General features: G+C 65.0%; 13 protein-coding genes. 7 read left to right on the top strand and 6 right to left on the bottom strand.

Annotated elements, in window-relative coordinates:
- Nucleotides 1-70: 70 nt before the first annotated feature.
- The 7 genes from glpD to XH79_RS05070 all read left to right on the top strand — a co-directional run bounded on the left by glpD (nucleotide 71) and on the right by XH79_RS05070 (nucleotide 7,787).
- Nucleotides 71-1,621 (top strand): glycerol-3-phosphate dehydrogenase, encoded by a 1,551-nt coding sequence (gene glpD / locus XH79_RS05100; protein ID WP_271580925.1) that lies wholly within the window; start codon nucleotides 71-73, stop codon nucleotides 1,619-1,621.
- Nucleotides 1,618-2,694, top strand: a complete 1,077-nt coding sequence (locus XH79_RS05095; RefSeq protein ID WP_271580924.1) for an ABC transporter ATP-binding protein — start codon at nucleotides 1,618-1,620, stop codon at nucleotides 2,692-2,694. The genes glpD and XH79_RS05095 overlap by 4 nt, the downstream gene beginning before the upstream one ends.
- Before the next feature lie 14 nt (nucleotides 2,695-2,708).
- On the top strand, nucleotides 2,709-3,794 hold the full coding sequence (locus XH79_RS05090) for an ABC transporter ATP-binding protein (protein ID WP_271580923.1): 1,086 nt from the start codon (nucleotides 2,709-2,711) through the stop codon (nucleotides 3,792-3,794).
- The gene (locus XH79_RS05085) at nucleotides 3,794-4,768 is read left to right on the top strand and encodes a carbohydrate ABC transporter permease (RefSeq protein ID WP_212348051.1); all 975 of its coding nucleotides are present in this window, start codon (nucleotides 3,794-3,796) and stop codon (nucleotides 4,766-4,768) included. The genes XH79_RS05090 and XH79_RS05085 overlap by 1 nt, the downstream gene beginning before the upstream one ends.
- Nucleotides 4,768-5,574, top strand: a complete 807-nt coding sequence (locus XH79_RS05080) for a carbohydrate ABC transporter permease (RefSeq protein ID WP_271580922.1) — start codon at nucleotides 4,768-4,770, stop codon at nucleotides 5,572-5,574. Before XH79_RS05085 ends, XH79_RS05080 begins: the two co-directional genes overlap by 1 nt.
- 10 nt (nucleotides 5,575-5,584) lie before the next feature.
- On the top strand, nucleotides 5,585-5,914 hold the full coding sequence (locus tag XH79_RS05075; protein ID WP_018645276.1) for a DUF2160 domain-containing protein: 330 nt from the start codon (nucleotides 5,585-5,587) through the stop codon (nucleotides 5,912-5,914).
- A gap of 130 nt (nucleotides 5,915-6,044) precedes the next feature.
- On the top strand, nucleotides 6,045-7,787 hold the full coding sequence (locus XH79_RS05070; RefSeq protein ID WP_035667209.1) for an ABC transporter substrate-binding protein: 1,743 nt from the start codon (nucleotides 6,045-6,047) through the stop codon (nucleotides 7,785-7,787).
- A 186-nt stretch (nucleotides 7,788-7,973) separates the two neighbouring features.
- Here the strand turns inward: XH79_RS05070 and XH79_RS05065 are convergent, their stop codons facing one another.
- From XH79_RS05065 to XH79_RS05040, 6 genes are all read right to left on the bottom strand, one after another.
- Nucleotides 7,974-9,074 (bottom strand): alkene reductase, encoded by a 1,101-nt coding sequence (locus XH79_RS05065; protein WP_271580921.1) that lies wholly within the window; start codon nucleotides 9,072-9,074, stop codon nucleotides 7,974-7,976.
- Between the two features lie 179 nt (nucleotides 9,075-9,253).
- Nucleotides 9,254-9,757 carry a DUF1993 domain-containing protein gene (locus tag XH79_RS05060; RefSeq protein ID WP_212348040.1) on the bottom strand — a complete coding sequence of 168 codons (504 nt, stop codon included), beginning with the start codon at nucleotides 9,755-9,757 and terminating at the stop codon, nucleotides 9,254-9,256.
- A 109-nt stretch (nucleotides 9,758-9,866) separates the two neighbouring features.
- Complete coding sequence (locus XH79_RS05055) at nucleotides 9,867-11,168, bottom strand: lytic murein transglycosylase (protein WP_271580920.1); 1,302 nt, start codon at nucleotides 11,166-11,168, stop codon at nucleotides 9,867-9,869.
- Nucleotides 11,169-11,295: 127 nt separating this feature from the next.
- Nucleotides 11,296-12,186 carry a L,D-transpeptidase gene (locus XH79_RS05050; protein WP_271580919.1) on the bottom strand — a complete coding sequence of 297 codons (891 nt, stop codon included), beginning with the start codon at nucleotides 12,184-12,186 and terminating at the stop codon, nucleotides 11,296-11,298.
- 120 nt (nucleotides 12,187-12,306) lie between these two features.
- Nucleotides 12,307-14,247, bottom strand: a complete 1,941-nt coding sequence (locus tag XH79_RS05045) for a glycosyltransferase (protein WP_271580918.1) — start codon at nucleotides 14,245-14,247, stop codon at nucleotides 12,307-12,309.
- On the bottom strand, nucleotides 14,244-15,599 hold the full coding sequence (locus tag XH79_RS05040) for an HlyD family secretion protein (RefSeq protein WP_271580917.1): 1,356 nt from the start codon (nucleotides 15,597-15,599) through the stop codon (nucleotides 14,244-14,246). The genes XH79_RS05045 and XH79_RS05040 overlap by 4 nt, the downstream gene beginning before the upstream one ends.
- Between the last annotated feature and the right edge of the window lie 183 nt (nucleotides 15,600-15,782).

The raw sequence follows: 15,782 nt of genomic DNA, 5'->3' as shown, positions 1-15,782 counted from the left end.
CTTTCGTTTTTCGGTGTGATCTAATCAAAAACGAAAGTAGCCGCTCGAAGGAACGAGCGGTCGCCGGGGGATGCGTCTGTTGGAGCGTATTTTCGATCTCGCCATCATTGGAGGCGGTGTTAACGGCTGCGGCATCGCGCGCGACGCGGTGGGCCGGGGCAACACGGTTTTCCTGTGCGAAATGAACGACCTGGCGTCCGGGACGTCGTCCTGGTCGACCAAGCTGGTGCATGGCGGCCTGCGCTATCTCGAATATTACGAGTTTCGGCTGGTCCGCGAGGCGCTGATCGAGCGCGAGATTCTCTGGGGCATTGCGCCCCACATCATCCGTCCCCTGCGTTTCGTTTTGCCGCATCACGCCGGTCTGCGTCCGGCCTGGCTGCTGCGTCTCGGCCTTTTCCTCTATGACCACATCGGCGGCCGCCATCTGCTGCCCGCCACGCGCTCGGTCGACCTCAAGCGTGACGAGGTCGGCAAGCCGCTGATCCCGAATCGCTACAGCCGCGCCTTCGAATATTCGGACTGCTTCGTCGACGACGCCCGCCTCGTCGTGCTCAACGCGCGCGATGCCGCCGACAAGGGCGCCGAGATCCGCACCCGCACCCGCGCCACCGAGATCCGTCAGGCCGACGGCGTCTGGACCGTCAGCATGCTCAACACGCTCACCGGCGAGCGCTCGCAGATCCGGGCGAAGGCGCTGGTCAATGCCGGCGGCCCCTGGGTCGAGGACGTGCTCGGCCGCGGCGCCGGCGTCAATGCGAAAGCCAAGGTGCGCCTCGTGCAGGGCTCGCACATCGTGGTCAAGAAGCTCTACGACCACGACCGCGCCTACATGTTCCAGAATGCCGACGGCCGCATCATCTTCGTGATCCCGTACCAGGACGATTTCACGCTGATCGGCACCACCGACCGCGACTATGACGGCGATCCCGCCAAGGTGAAGGCGACGCCGGAGGAGATCCAATATCTCTGCACCGCGGCGAGCGAATATCTGGCCAAGCCGGTGACGCCGGAGGACGTGGTCTGGACCTATTCCGGCGTGCGTCCGCTCTATGACGACGGCGCCAGCGAGGCCAAGGCCGCAACGCGCGACTACGTGTTCGAGCTCGACACGCCCGGCGGCTCTCCGCTGCTGTCGATCTATGGCGGCAAGATCACGACCTATCGCCGCCTCGCCGAGGAGGCGCTGGAGCGGCTTTCGCCCTATCTCCGCAGTGCGAAAGCGCGCGAGGGCTGGACCGGAAAATGGCCGCTGCCGGGCGGCGACATGAACGTGTCCGATATCGACGGCCTGATCGTGGAGTTGCAGCGCGGCTATCCCTTCCTCGGCCATGAGCATGCGCGGCGCCTCGCGCGCGCCTATGGCACCCGCGCCATCAAGCTGCTCGGCGATGCGAAGTCGGCCGCCGATCTCGGCCAGGCCTTTGGCGCCACGCTGACCGAGCGCGAGGTCCGCTACCTCATGGCCAACGAATGGGCCGTCACCGCCGAGGATATCGTCTGGCGCCGTTCCAAGCTCGGCCTGCGACTATCTGCCGACGAGATCGGGGCGCTTGACGACTGGATCAGGGCCCACTCCGTGTCGCAAAGTCCCCTGCTCGAAGCGGGAGGACGCTCATGAGCGTGACACTCGATCACGTGACCCGGACCGTCGACGGTGTCGAGCACATCCGCGACGTCTCGCTGACGCTCGAGAGCGGCACGCTCAACGTGCTGCTCGGGCCGACGCTGTCGGGCAAGACCTCGATCATGCGGCTGCTCGCCGGCCTCGACAAGCCGACCACGGGGAGGGTGCTGGTTGGCGGCAAGGACGTCACCGGCGCCGACGTGCGCCAGCGTTCGGTCGCGATGGTCTATCAGCAGTTCATCAACTACCCCTCGCTGACGGTCTACGAGAACATCGCGTCGCCTTTGCGTGTGCAGGGCAAGCCGCGCGAGGAGATCGAGACGCGCGTGGCGGAGGCCGCGAAGCTGCTGCGGCTCGAGCCGTTCCTGAAACGGACGCCGCTCCAGCTCTCCGGCGGCCAGCAGCAGCGCACCGCGATCGCGCGCGCCCTGGTCAAGGGCGCCGATCTCGTGCTGCTCGACGAGCCGCTCGCCAATCTCGACTACAAGCTCCGCGAGGAGCTGCGCGCCGAGCTGCCGCGCATCTTCGAAGCCTCCGGCGCGATCTTCGTCTATGCCACCACCGAGCCGACCGAAGCGCTGCTGCTCGGCGGCAATACGGTGTGCATGTGGGAGGGCAAGGCGCTGCAGATGGGCGAGACCGCCAACGTCTACCGCCGGCCGCAGACCTTGCGCGTCGCGCAGGTGTTTTCCGATCCGCCGCTCAACCTCGTCGGCATCGAGAAGAAGAACGGGCACGTCGCCTATGCCGGCGGCACCGCGTCCCCGGCCTCGGGACTCTATTCGTCGCTCGCCGACGGCACCTACCGCGTCGGCTTCCGCGCCCATCAGCTCGGGCTTGCCAATGGTGAGGCCGACCGCCACGCCTTCCATGCCACGGTGACGGTGACCGAAATCACCGGTTCGGAGAGCTTTGTGCATTTGACCCGCGACGGATTGAACTGGGTGGCGGTGCTGCACGGCGTGCACGAGTTCGAGCCGGGCCAGACCATCGATGCCGTGCTCGATCCCAATGATGTCTTCGTCTTCGATGCCGCCGACCGTTTGGTCGCGGCACCGGGCTCGTAAGGGGGAGATGCGCGATGGCCCGCATTGACCTCGTCGATCTCGCCCATTCCTACGGCGGCAATGATGCGCCGCAGGAGAGTTTTGCGCTCAAGCCTGTCACCATGACCTGGCGGCAAGGCGGCGCTTATGCGCTGCTCGGCCCAAGCGGCTGCGGCAAGACCACGCTGCTCAACGTCATCTCCGGCATCATCACGCCGTCGCGGGGGAAAATCCTGTTCGACGGCAAGGACATCACACCGCTGTCAACCCAGAAGCGCAACATCGCCCAAGTGTTCCAGTTTCCGGTGATCTACGACACCATGACGGTGGGGCAGAACCTGGCGTTTCCGCTGAAGAACCGCGGCGTGCCGAAGGCCGATATCGACAGGCGCGTCGCCGAGATCGGCCGCCTGCTCGACCTCGAGCCTTATCTGAACCGCAAGGCCACCCGCCTGACCGCCGACGCCAAGCAGAAGATCTCGCTCGGCCGCGGCCTCGTGCGCAACGACGTTGCCGCCGTGCTGTTCGACGAGCCGCTCACCGTGATCGATCCCGAGCTGAAATGGCAGCTCCGGTCCAAGCTGAAGGCGCTGCATCGTGAGCTCGATCTCACGATGATCTACGTCACCCACGACCAGACCGAGGCGCTGACCTTCGCCGACACCGTCGTCGTGATGCATGACGGCCGCGTCGTGCAGAGCGGCACGCCGGCCGAGCTGTTCGACAAGCCGGCGCATACCTTCGTCGGTTATTTCATCGGCTCGCCCGGCATGAACATCCTGCCGGCGGAGGTGAGGGGGCGCGAGGCGCTGATCGACGGCCACGTCATCGCGCTGAACCGCAGCTACGACAACCTTCCGGTCGGCGCCAGGATCGAGATCGGCGTGCGCCCCGAATTCGTCGAGGTGGTCGCACCCGCGCCCGGCCTGCTCACCGCCAGGATCGAGCGCATCGACGATCTCGGCCGCATCCGCTTTGCCCGTGCGCGCCTCGGCGATGCCAAGCTCGCGGCGCGCGCGCCGGCGGGCTTCACGAGTTCGGACGGCAGCGCCGGGCTGAGATTCGATCCGTCGCACGTGCACGTCTATGCCGACAGCCTTCTGGTGGAGGGAGCCGCCTGATGGACAAGACCGTCAACCAAAAAGCCTGGTTCCTGGTGCTGCCGGTGTTCCTGGTCGTCGCCTTCTCCGCGGTGCTGCCGCTGATGACGGTGGTGAACTATTCGATGCAGGATACCTTCGGCAACAACCAGTTCTTCTGGAACGGCGTCGGCTGGTTCAAGGAGCTGCTCGATCCCTCGACCGATCTCGGTGGCCGCTTCCTCGCCTCGCTCGGCCGCAACCTGTTCTTCTCGATGGTGATCCTCGCCATCGAGGTGCCGCTCGGCATCGTCGTGGCGCTGTCGATGCCGCGCGAGGGCTGGACCGTGGCGGCCTGCCTGATCATCCTCGCGCTGCCGCTGCTGATTCCGTGGAACGTGGTCGGCACGATCTGGCAGATCTTCGGCCGGCCCGACATCGGCCTGCTCGGCTATGTGCTGAACGCCATCGGCATCGACTACAATTACGTCTCCAATGAAGTCGATGCCTGGGTCACGGTCATCGTGATGGACGTCTGGCACTGGACCAGCCTCGTCGCGCTGCTCTGCTATGCCGGCCTGAAGTCGATCCCGGATGCCTATTACCAGGCCGCGCAGATCGACGGCGCCTCGCGCTGGGCGGTGTTCAAGGCGATCCAGCTGCCGAAGATGAACCGCGTGCTGCTGATCGCGGTGCTGCTGCGCTTCATGGACAGCTTCATGATCTACACCGAGCCGTTCGTCGTCACCGGCGGCGGACCCGGCAACTCCACCACCTTCGTGTCGATCGAGCTCGTCAAGATCGCGCTCGGCCAGTTCGATCTCGGCAAGGCCGCGGCGCTGTCGCTGGTCTACAACCTGATCATCCTGATCGTCTGCTGGATCTTCTATACCGTCATGACCAATGCCGGTGTCGAGCGGAAGGTTCAGGCGGAGAGCGAGCCGGCGGCGGAGCCGAAGCCTTCGGCCGCGCTCAAGCCCGTGCCAGCGCTCAAGCCAAAGGAAGGAGTGGCCTGATGCATTCGATCCCCGGCCGCCGCCTCATCATGGGGCTGTTCCTGATCTTCCTGCTGCTGCCGATCTACTGGCTCATCAACATGAGCTTCAAGACCAACAGCGAGATCGTCTCGACGATGACGCTGTGGCCGCACACCCCGACGCTGCAGCATTACAAGCGCATCTTCACCGACGAGAGCTGGTATTCCGGTTACATCAACTCGCTCGAATACGTCGTCCTCAACACCATCATCTCGATCTCGGTGGCGCTGCCGGCGGCCTATGCATTCTCGCGCTACCGCTTCCTCGGCGACAAGCATCTGTTCTTCTGGCTGCTGTCCAACCGCATGGCGCCGGCGGCGGTCTATGCGCTGCCGTTCTTCAACCTCTATTCGGCGATCGGGCTGTTCGACACGCCCTGGGCCGTCGCGCTCGCGCACTGCATCTTCAACGTTCCGCTGGCGGTGTGGATCCTCGAAGGCTTCGTGTCAGGCGTGCCGCGCGAGATCGACGAGACCGCCTTCCTCGACGGCTATTCCTTCCCGCGCTTCTTCATCAAGATCCTGGTGCCGCTGATCGCGAGCGGCATCGGCGTCGCCGCCTTCTTCTGCTTCATGTTCTCCTGGGTCGAGCTGCTGCTGGCGCGCACGCTGACCTCGGTGCACGCCAAGCCGATCGCGGCGATCATGACGCGCACGGTGTCGGCCGCGGGCATGGACTGGGGCCTGTTGGCTGCGGCCGGCGTGCTCACCATCATTCCGGGCGCGCTGGTGATCTGGTTCGTCCGCAATTACATCGCGCGCGGCTTCGCGCTCGGCCGGGTGTAGGGAGGTTCTTATGGAATCCATCGCATGGATGGCCTGGACGCTGCCGACCGCGATCTTCTTCGCCGCGCTGGCCTGCACGCTGGCGGTGATGACGTGGCTCGCCGCGGTCTATCCCGAGGCCGAACGCGTCGGCGTGCTCAGTATTCCGACCACGCGCGGCGACCGCCTGTTCGTCTCGCTTATTGCGGCAGCCGTCATCCATCTCGCGTGGATCGGCCTCGTCGGCACCGACGCGCTCGCGACGCTGCCGATCGGTGAGGAGGGGTTTGAGATCTCGAGCCTGTGGCTCGCAAGTGGAATTTCGCTGGCCACGGCCGTGCTCATTTTCCGCACGGTCTGAAGCTTGCGAAGGGACGGCCAGATCCGGGGGCAACCCGGGCCTGTATAAAAGTTTGTCGCTGCAACGGAGGAACAACATGCGACAGTTTAGGAGAAGGAAAGGTCCATTGACCAAGAGCAGTTTTCTGACCATGTCCAGCACTGCCGCGCTTCTGGCGGTGTCGTTCACCGTCTCGGCGCCGGTCCGCGCTGCCGACGACGCCGCGATCCAGAAGTGGATTGCGGAGTTCCAGCCCTCGACGCTGTCGAAGGAAGACCAGAAGAAGGAGCTGGAGTGGTTCGCCAAGGCCGCCGAGCCCTTCAAGGGCATGGAGATCAACGTCGTCTCCGAAACCATCACGACTCACGAATACGAATCGCAGACGCTGGCCAAGGCGTTCTCCGAGCTCACCGGCATCAAGCTCAAGCACGACATCATCCAGGAAGGTGACGTCGTCGAGAAGCTGCAGACCCAGATGCAGTCCGGCAAGAACGTCTATGACGGCTGGATCAACGACAGCGACCTGATCGGCACGCACTTCCGCTACAATCAGACGATCGCGCTATCGGACTACATGACCGGCGAGGGCAAGGACGTCACCGATCCCATGCTCGACGTCAACGACTTCATCGGCAAATCGTTCGGCACGGCGCCGGACGGCAAGCTCTACCAGTTGCCCGACCAGCAGTTCGCCAACCTCTACTGGTTCCGCTACGACTGGTTCACCAACCCCGACTACAAGGCCAAGTTCAAGGCCAAGTACGGCTACGAGCTCGGCGTGCCCGTGAACTGGTCCGCCTATGAGGACATCGCCGAGTTCTTCACCAACGACATCAAGGAGATCAACGGCGTCAAGGTCTACGGCCATATGGACTATGGCAAGAAGGACCCCTCGCTCGGATGGCGGTTCACCGACGCCTGGCTGTCGATGGCCGGCAACGGTGACAAGGGCATTCCGAACGGTCTGCCGGTGGACGAGTGGGGCATCCGCATGGAAGGCTGCCGTCCGGTCGGCTCCTCGGTCGAGCGTGGTGGCGACACCAACGGTCCGGCCGCGGTCTACTCGATCACGAAGTACCTCGAGTGGATGAAGAAGTATGCTCCGCCGCAGGCCCAGGGCATGACCTTCTCCGAGTCCGGCCCCGTGCCGGCCCAGGGCAACATCGCCCAGCAGATGTTCTGGTACACCGCCTTCACCGCCGACATGGTGAAGCCGGGCATCGCCGTGATGAACGCGGACGGTACGCCGAAGTGGCGTATGGCTCCGTCGCCGCACGGCGCCTACTGGAAGGAAGGCATGAAGCTCGGCTACCAGGACGCCGGCTCCGTGACGCTCTTGAAGTCGACCCCCGCGGATCGCCGCAAGGCGGCCTGGCTCTATCTCCAGTTCATCGTCTCCAAGACGGTCAGCTTGAAGAAGAGCCATGTCGGTCTCACCTTCATCCGTGAATCCGACATCTGGGACAAGTCGTTCACCGAGCGTGCGCCGAAGCTCGGCGGCCTGATCGAGTTCTACCGCTCGCCCGCGCGCGTGCAGTGGACCCCGACCGGCAACAACGTGCCCGACTATCCGAAGCTCGCCCAGCTCTGGTGGCAGAACATCGGCGATGCATCGTCCGGTACCAAGACGCCGCAAGCCGCGATGGACGCACTGGCCGCTGCCCAGGACTCCGTGATGGAGCGCCTGGAGAAGTCCGGCGTGCAGGGCGCCTGCGGTCCGAAGCTGCACAAGAAGGAGACGGCCGAATACTGGTTCGCCAAGGCCCAGAAGGACGGCACCATCGCCCCGCAGCGCAAGCTCGCCAACGAGAAGCCGAAGGGCGAGACGGTGGACTACGACACCCTGATCAAGTCGTGGCCGGCCACCCCGCCCAAGCGCGCGGAAGCAAAGTAAGCGGCGCGTAGCGTCATCAAATGCGAAAGGCCGGGAGCGATCCCGGCCTTTTTGTTTGTGGCGCAGCTGTCACCACAACGTCATTGCGAGCGCAGCGAAGCAATCCAGAGTCTTTCCCTGGAGGCAGTCTGGATTGCTTCGTCGCAAGAGCTCTTCGCAACGACGGAGGATGGAGCTACGGGGCCGCTACTCCGCCGGCTCGGCCGCCAGCGTCGGGTAGTCCGTATACCCCTTCGCGCCGCCGCCGTAGAACGTGTTCTTGTCCCAGTCGTTCAGCGCCGCACCCGCCTTCAGGCGCTCGACGAGGTCGGGGTTGGAGATGAACGGCTTGCCGAAGGCGATGAGATCGGCCGCATTCGCGTCCAGCACCTTGCTGGCGAGATCGAAATCGTAGCCGTTGTTGGCGACGTAGGCGCCGGCAAAACGCTTGCGCAGGCTCGCATAGTCGAACGGCGCGATGTCGCGCGGCCCGCCGGTGGCACCTTCGACGACGTGGAGATAGACCAGCTTCAGCGCGCTGAGGCCGTCGACGATGTGGTCGTACAGCGCCTGCGGATTGGAATCCGAGATGTCGTTGGCGGGCGTCACCGGCGAGATGCGGATGCCGGTGCGATCGGCGCCGGCTTCAGTCACGACGGCCTTGGAGACTTCCAGCATCAGCCGTGCGCGGTTCTCGATCGAGCCGCCATAGGCGTCCGTGCGCTTGTTGGCGCCGTCCTTGGCGAACTGCTCGAGCAAATAGCCATTGGCACCATGGATCTCGACGCCGTCGAAGCCCGCTTCCAGCGCATTCTTCGTCGCGCGCTTGAAGTCGTCGATGATCCCGGGAATTTCGGACAGCTCGAGCGCGCGCGGCTCGGAGACGTCGGCGAAGCTGCCGTTGACGAAGGTCTTGCCCTTGGCGCGGATCGCGCTCGGCGCCACCGGGGCCGCGCCATTCGCCTGCAGATCGACATGCGAGATGCGGCCGACATGCCAGAGCTGGATGAAGATCTTGCCGCCACGCTCATGCACCTTGTCGGTGACCTTGCGCCAGCCGGCGACCTGCTCCTTGCTGTAGATGCCGGGGGTGTCCTGGTAGCCCTGGCCCTGTTGCGAGACCTGGCTCGCTTCGGTGATCAAGAGGCCCGCGGAGGCGCGCTGGCCGTAATAGTCGGCGGCGAGCGCGCCGGGGACGAACGTGCCGGGCACCGCGCGGTTGCGCGTCAGCGGCGCCATGACGAGGCGGTTGGCCAGCGTGATCGGGCCGAGCTTGTAGGTCTCAAACAATTTGGTCGAACGGCTCATGAGAATGCTTCCAGGCGGTGAGAGGTCCCGAACACTTGTGCATCGCGACATCAGGCGCAAGAGACGAGCCATACGGAAAGTGCAGGCGAGCTACGCGGCAAAGCCCGCGTAGCACAATTCATGTGCAATTCCGGCGACGGCAGCGGATTTTGACTGCCGCCGCCGTGCGATTTGACAAGTCAGTTCGCGCCCATGAAATCGCGCTTGCCGATCTCGACGCCGTTGTGGCGCAAAATGCCGTGAGTGGTCGCCGCGTGGAAATAGAAGTTCGGCAGCGAGAACGCGCTGAAGAATTGCTGCCCCTTCATGGTGATGGATTTGTCGGGGCCGGCCGGGAAGGTGACGTCCTTGGTCTCGGCACCCTCGAACTGCTCGGGCTTGAACGATTTGACGTAGTCGATCGTCTTCGCCAGCCGCTGCTTCAGCTCCTCAAACGTCTTTTCCGTATCGGGGTTCGACGGCACCTCGCTATGGGTCAGCCGCGCGCAGCCCTTGGCAGCGAAATCGCTGACGAGCTGGATTTGCTTCGACAGCGGCAGCATGTCCGGGAACAGGCGCGAGCCGAGCAACACGCTCGGATCGATCTTCTTCGCCGCGCAATGCGCCTCGGCTTTGGTGAGCAGGCCGGTCAGGCTGTTCAGCATTTGCAAATAGGCGGGGACGACGGCGTCGTAGAAGGACATGTGATGCTCGCTTCAATGAGTGGAATTCTCAGGAGAAAACCTGAGCCACTCACATGGGAGCCTCATGGAAAAATACAATCGCGAAAGCGGCTTGTGCGATGCGAAAATTCTACCGCACAATTCCCGCCGGCTGCGCCTGTGCCGTGCCGCCGCGCATGCGGGCGAGCAGTTCGGCGGTCGGCCAGGAATCCGCGGGAAGGCCGAACTTGATCTGCATCGCCTTCACCGCTGCGCGGCTCTGCTGGCCGAGCACGCCGTCGACCTTGCCGACATTGTAACCGGCCTGGACCAGAAGCTGCTGCAATTGCTTCAGCTCGTTGAACGGCAGTTGCGCGACCGGCGCGGCCGGCTTGCGCATCGGCGGCGCGCCCGCGATGCGGGTGGCGAGATAACCTGCGGTGGTCGAATAGATCAGCGAGTTATTCCACTCGGTGTAGGCCGCGAAATTCGCATAGGCCATGAAGGCAGGGCCGGTCCGTCCCATCGGCAGCAGCACGGAGGCGGGCAGATTGTCGTTCGGCAGCGGCCGTCCGTCGGGATAGGTGACGCCCAGCTGCGCCCATTTCGAGCGTGGTTGTTGTACGGTGAGATCGGTCTGCTCCCATGGCAGGTTTTGCGGCACCTTGATCTCTTCCAGCCACGGCTCGCCGCGCCGCCATTTCAATCCATTGGCGATGTAGTTCGCGGTCGAGCCGATCACGTCGTCCTCGCTGCGCAGCAGATCGCGCCGTCCGTCGCCGTCATAGTCGACGGCATAGTTGACGTAGTGCACCGGCAGAAATTGCGTCTGCCCGAGCTCGCCGGCCCAGGATCCGACCATCTCCTCGGGCGTGAGATCGCCGCGATCGATGATCTTCAGCGCGGCGATGGTCTCGTTCACGAACATCTCCGAGCGCCGGCAGTCATAGGCGAGCGAGACCAGCGATTTCAGCGTCGGCAGATTGCCCATGTTGGCGCCGAAATCGCTCTCCAGGCCCCAGAACGCGGCGATCACCGCCGGCGGCACGCCATACTCCTTTTCCGCGCGCGCGAATGCAGAGGCGTGGTTCTTGATGTGCTGCTGGCCGTTCTGCATGCGATAGGGCGCGGCCATGCGTCCCGCGAACTCGGTGAAGAGCTGACCGAACACGCGCTGGCCGCGGTCGCGGTTGACGATGCCCTGGTCGTAGACGAGGTAGGGCGAAGCCTCCGCGATCGTTCGCTGCGAGACGCCGGCCGCGACGGCTTGTTGCTTCACGTCGGCGAGGAAGCGGTCGAAGCTCGCGCCGTTATGGCACGAGGCCGCGCGCGGCGAGGGCGCGCTGGCCTTGGGCGCCACAGGCCTTGCGGGCGGCGGTACGAATTGGGCAGAGGCGGTGGCGGAGCATGCGAGGAGCGCGACGGCCGCGATCGCAAATCGGGTCTGGAGCATAGGGGTTCCGGCGGGGAGGCGGGCGTGGATTCGCCCGAAGTTTATGTGAAGTGACGGCCCCAGGCCATCCCCTCAAGGCCAGGCCGGCTCATCCAGTCTGGTTCGCGACCGGGCGCTCGCCGTGCGTTTACCGGACGGCTTCGGCGATCTTCGGTCCGGGTGACAACATCTGCGCGTTGGCTGCCAGGGGCCGCTTCGACGGCGATGCCGGGTCCGGCAATCGGAAAGCGGCGTCGGGCGTCGGTCCCTGCGATGGTCGGCGGGCAGCCGTTGCCGGAAGCACGATCACTTTCGCTCCGACTTTCACGCGCTCATAGAGGTCCACGACGTCGTCATTGGTCAGCCGGATACAGCCGGATGAAACCTTCTTCCCGATCGTATCGGGGTTGTTGGTGCCGTGAATGCGATATTCGGTCTCGCCGAGATACATCGCCCGGGCGCCGAGCGGATTGCCGGGGCCCCCCGCCATGAACCGCGGCAGATAAGGTTGACGCCCAACCATCTCGGCAGGCGGATGCCAGTCCGGCCATTCTGCCTTGCGGGCTACAGTCTGTTCACCCGACCACGTGAAACCTTCGCGGCCGACACCGATGCCATAGCGCATCGCCTGCCTGTCGTTCAGCACGAAATAAAGGAATGTGTTTCCGGTATCGATGATCACGGTGCCCGGGGCCTGACGGCTGGCGTAGTCAACCACTTGCCGAGCAAGTGCTCCGGGAACGCCGGCGTCGGCTTTTGGCGGCTCGACCAGCGGTGCCGGGGCGGGAGCCGGAATCGGAATCGCAGCCGTAGCCGCGGCCGCAACCGGCGCCGATGCACGAGCTGGCGTTGCCACGTAGACCGGCGTTGACGAGGCCTGGGCCTGGAGCGCGGACGGCTTCCGCGCCGGCTGCACGCTCGCGGGGTGAAACAGCAAACCGTATCCCGCTGCGGCGACAGCCACGGCCGCAATTGCAACTCTCGCAGCCATGGGTATTGCGAGGGCCTCTGCCTTCTTGCGTTTGGCCCGCTTGCTCATGTCGTACCCCAGGTCATCATGCCCAAAAGAGGTACCCAGCAAAATTTAACAAACTTCGAAGCGATTCCGCTCGGAAGGGAATCGTTAACCGTGAGACGCCGACGTTCACGCGTGCAGACCCTAGCCGAACAGCCGCATCAGCAGCGCTTTGCCGACCGGCAGCGCCCGGACGCCCTGATAGGCGCGCACATACTCGCCGGCATAGAACGCCCGGATCGCGTGCACGCGCGTGTCCATGCCCTCCTCGAACCGGACTGCGAATCCGTCCGTCGTCCGCCGCACCACGATCGCGGCGATCGAGCGGCCGTAGATCTGGCATTCGATCGTGCTACCGGGCCTCGGCGGATCGGGATCGATCAGCCGGGCGCCGGTGATGGAGATGTCGGCGAGCCGCGCCAGATGCGACCTGCCGTCCTGGCGCAGCAGCACCGGCTCGTTGCGATGGAAGCGCTCCGCCTTGCGCTTGCGCGGCTGCTCGATGCAGACGAAGCAGACCACGGTGAGGATGACCGCGTTGTAGAGGCTCCATGCCAGGGCCAATCCGCCATAGGCGATGTTCTCGCCGCGCAAATGCAGGATGAAGGCATAGGCGATGGCAGCGAGCGTGATGACAAGGGCGCTGCCATAGAGCCGCAGCAGCGGCCATTCGACGAACCGCCTGTCACGGTCGCCGCCTTTCGCGGTGACCTTGAACTTGTGTCCTTTCGGCTTCAAGAGGCCGGTTGCCACCGCCTTCAGCACCGCAGGCGCGGCGATGAGTTGCGAGACATCCGTCATCATGGCGAGCGAGCGGCCGCGCGACAGCCAGGCCATGGTGAGACCGTGCCAGACATAGAACGGCAGAAAATAGCGCAGCAGCTCGGTCAGGTCGGCCCGGACCGCCTTGATGCCGAACAGCAGGAACAGCCAGGGCACCACGAGCCCCGCCACCTTCGACGTGTAGACCGCGGCCCAGCTCATGAAGGCATCGGCCAGCGAGAGCCGGTCGATGAAGGAGAGCTCCGACGTCCGCGACAGCGGTCCGCTGCGGCCGCGCACGATCTGCATCAGGCCGAGGCACCAGCGGGCGCGCTGGGTGATGTATTCTTTCAACCCTTCCGGCGCGAGCCCGATGGTCAATCGCTCGTTGAGATAGATCGTGTTGAGGCCGTATTCCTTCAGGCGCAGCGTGACGAGATAATCTTCCGTCACCGAGTCGGTCGGAAACCCGCCGATCCGCACCAGCCCGGCATAGCGGATGAGCGACGAGGTGCCGCAGCAGAAGGCGACACCCCAGGCATCCTTCGCCGGCAGCAGGATGTCGAAGAAGAAGCGTTGCTCGTCCGGCCAGACGTCGGTTGCGGCAAGGTTGGTCTGGATCGGGTCGGGATTGATGAAGTGTTGCGGCGTCTGCACCACGCCGACCGAGGCATCGTCCATCAGCGAGACGGTGCGCGAAAGGAAATCGGGCCGCGGCACGAAATCCGCGTCGAGAACGGCGATGAATTGCGGCGGCTCCGGCAGCGCGCCGACATGCCGGAGCGCATGATTGATGTTGCCGGCCTTGGCGTGGCGGTTGTCGGGCCGCGTCAGATAATGGCAGCCGAGTTCGCCGACGAGCCGCCGCAGCCAGGGTCGCCTTCCGTCGTCGAGCACCCAGACGCGATAATTGCCGTACGCCATGCCGGTCGCGCCGATGATGGTGCGCTCGAGGATCGATCGCTCCTCATTGTAGGTGCAGATGAAGACGTCGATCAGCGGCGCGCGCGGATCTCTGGCGCGGCCATCGATCCTGGCTGACTTGGTGCGGTCGAGCGTGCGACTGAGGAACAGCAGCGACAGTGAGACCGCAACCAGCGAAGCCGCCTCCAGCAGCATGAAAGGATAGCCGATCACGGCATCCGCCGTCAGATGCGGCGGAGGAAGGGTCGCGGTGACGCGCCATTGGAGATAGCGCAGCAGGAGAACCAGCGACACGACGGCCAGGAATGAGCGTGCCATCGTGCTGTCGCGCCGGAGCAGCGGCACGATCGCCAGGAAGGCGCCGAGCGCTATCAGGCCGGGCGTCAGCGCGCTCGTCACGGCGCGGTCTCATGCCTTGCGAACACGACGCGGCCGGTGCGTCCCACCGTGCAGCCGTGGGCGGCGGCATCGGCAAGCGCAACGGTCACGCGATACGGCTCCTTGCTCAGCGCGTCGGGATTGATGGCGAGATTGGCGGGCGCGCCGGCGGCGCCGGTCAGATTGACCACGGTGCCGGAGATCGGCGCACCGCCGTCGTTCGGCTCGAACGTCGCGTGGTCGCCGAGCTGCAGGCGGTTGTAGACATTCTCGGTGACGTTCGCGGTGATGACGGCGCTGCTGCAATCGAGCACCTTGAGCAGGGGCTGGCCGGCCTGCACGTCCTCGCCGGGCGAGGTCATCATCTCCCAGACGCGCCCTGAGACGGGTGACGTGATGTTGGCCTCGGAGAGATCGGCGAAGCGGACCTCCTCGACGATGATCTCGCTGCCGAGCCAGGCGATCTCGGTGTCGATGCGTGCGAGGTCGGCCTCGAGATCGCTGGCGCGCTGGCGCATCTCCTCCTCGCGCTGCACCGAGCTCGGACGATCGTTGTAGCTGTCGCCGAGAAACGAGCCGTTCCGTGCCGCAGTGAGCTCGACCTTCGCGGCGTCCAGCCGCTTACGCGCACCGAGCTCTGTCTGCTGCGACACCGAGAGCTCGCGGGTCAGCCGCGCCAGCTCGACGGTCGAGACGTTGCCGGTTTTCGCCAGCGAGGAGGCGCGCTCGACGGCGGCGCTGGCCTCGTCCCGCCGCGCCGCGGCCGCCTCGATCGAGGTCTGGATCTCCGCAATGCGGGCCTCGAGCTGAAGCACCCGCCCGTCGCGGAATTGCGCGGCCTGCCGCGCCAGGTCCTTTTGCGCGGCTTGCGCGGAGGCGAGCTTGGCGGCGAGGCTCGGCCGCTCGTTCTCCAGCCGCGATTTCTGCCGCCGGAGATCGTCGAGCCGGGTGCGGTCGCCGCGCGAGTTCACCACGCGCAAGACCACGGCGCCGGCGTCTAACCTGGCCTGATCGGTCAGGCGCTGGGCGGCCACCACGCGACCGCCGATCGGCGTGCGCAGGGTGACGAGGCGGGAATTCAGCACGGCCTCGACGCTCGAATATTCCCAGATCGCGCGCAGCGGCAACCAGCCGAACACGGCAAGGATGGCAAGGCCGATGGCGATCTTGGCGCCACGTCGCAGGTGCGGCCAGCGCCGCTGCGGTTCCGCCGGCGCCTGCGCCTCGGGCGAATGACCGTGGTCGTCATTGGCGAACAGCTGCTCGTGCAGCGCCTCCTGCAATCCCTTGGCGTCACCTTTGGCCTCCTTGGCGTCGTGAGGCGGGGCAGCGGATGCTGGCTCGGTGGAAGCGGCGCGAGAGCGATCGATCATGACGGTCACCGTGCTGACGCAATGTCAACGGAACCGGGTCAATGCACGACAACCATGCGGTGTGCCCGGCTACCGCCGATTTAGCCGAGCCTGCGCTTTCCAGGTTGCTAAGCGCCGACGCGCGTTTTTGTGTAAATCCCGGTCAAGATTTAGCGAGGAGGGAAAGGCTGGCCGTACCGCAAT

This window comes from Bradyrhizobium sp. CCBAU 45389 (assembly GCF_028128625.1).
GTDB classification, from domain to species: domain Bacteria; phylum Pseudomonadota; class Alphaproteobacteria; order Rhizobiales; family Xanthobacteraceae; genus Bradyrhizobium; species Bradyrhizobium liaoningense_B.
This window is presented reverse-complemented; position numbering and strand designations above follow the sequence as displayed.

Coding starts and splice junctions, on each gene's coding strand:
- glpD (WP_271580925.1), top strand. CDS start 71: ATGCGTCTGTTGGAGCGTATTTTCGATCTCGCCATCATTGGAGGCGGT.
- XH79_RS05095 (WP_271580924.1), top strand. CDS start 1,618: ATGAGCGTGACACTCGATCACGTGACCCGGACCGTCGACGGTGTCGAG.
- XH79_RS05090 (WP_271580923.1), top strand. CDS start 2,709: ATGGCCCGCATTGACCTCGTCGATCTCGCCCATTCCTACGGCGGCAAT.
- XH79_RS05085 (WP_212348051.1), top strand. CDS start 3,794: ATGGACAAGACCGTCAACCAAAAAGCCTGGTTCCTGGTGCTGCCGGTG.
- XH79_RS05080 (WP_271580922.1), top strand. CDS start 4,768: ATGCATTCGATCCCCGGCCGCCGCCTCATCATGGGGCTGTTCCTGATC.
- XH79_RS05075 (WP_018645276.1), top strand. CDS start 5,585: ATGGAATCCATCGCATGGATGGCCTGGACGCTGCCGACCGCGATCTTC.
- XH79_RS05070 (WP_035667209.1), top strand. CDS start 6,045: ATGTCCAGCACTGCCGCGCTTCTGGCGGTGTCGTTCACCGTCTCGGCG.
- XH79_RS05065 (WP_271580921.1), bottom strand. CDS start 9,074: ATGAGCCGTTCGACCAAATTGTTTGAGACCTACAAGCTCGGCCCGATC.
- XH79_RS05060 (WP_212348040.1), bottom strand. CDS start 9,757: ATGTCCTTCTACGACGCCGTCGTCCCCGCCTATTTGCAAATGCTGAAC.
- XH79_RS05055 (WP_271580920.1), bottom strand. CDS start 11,168: ATGCTCCAGACCCGATTTGCGATCGCGGCCGTCGCGCTCCTCGCATGC.
- XH79_RS05050 (WP_271580919.1), bottom strand. CDS start 12,186: ATGAGCAAGCGGGCCAAACGCAAGAAGGCAGAGGCCCTCGCAATACCC.
- XH79_RS05040 (WP_271580917.1), bottom strand. CDS start 15,599: ATGATCGATCGCTCTCGCGCCGCTTCCACCGAGCCAGCATCCGCTGCC.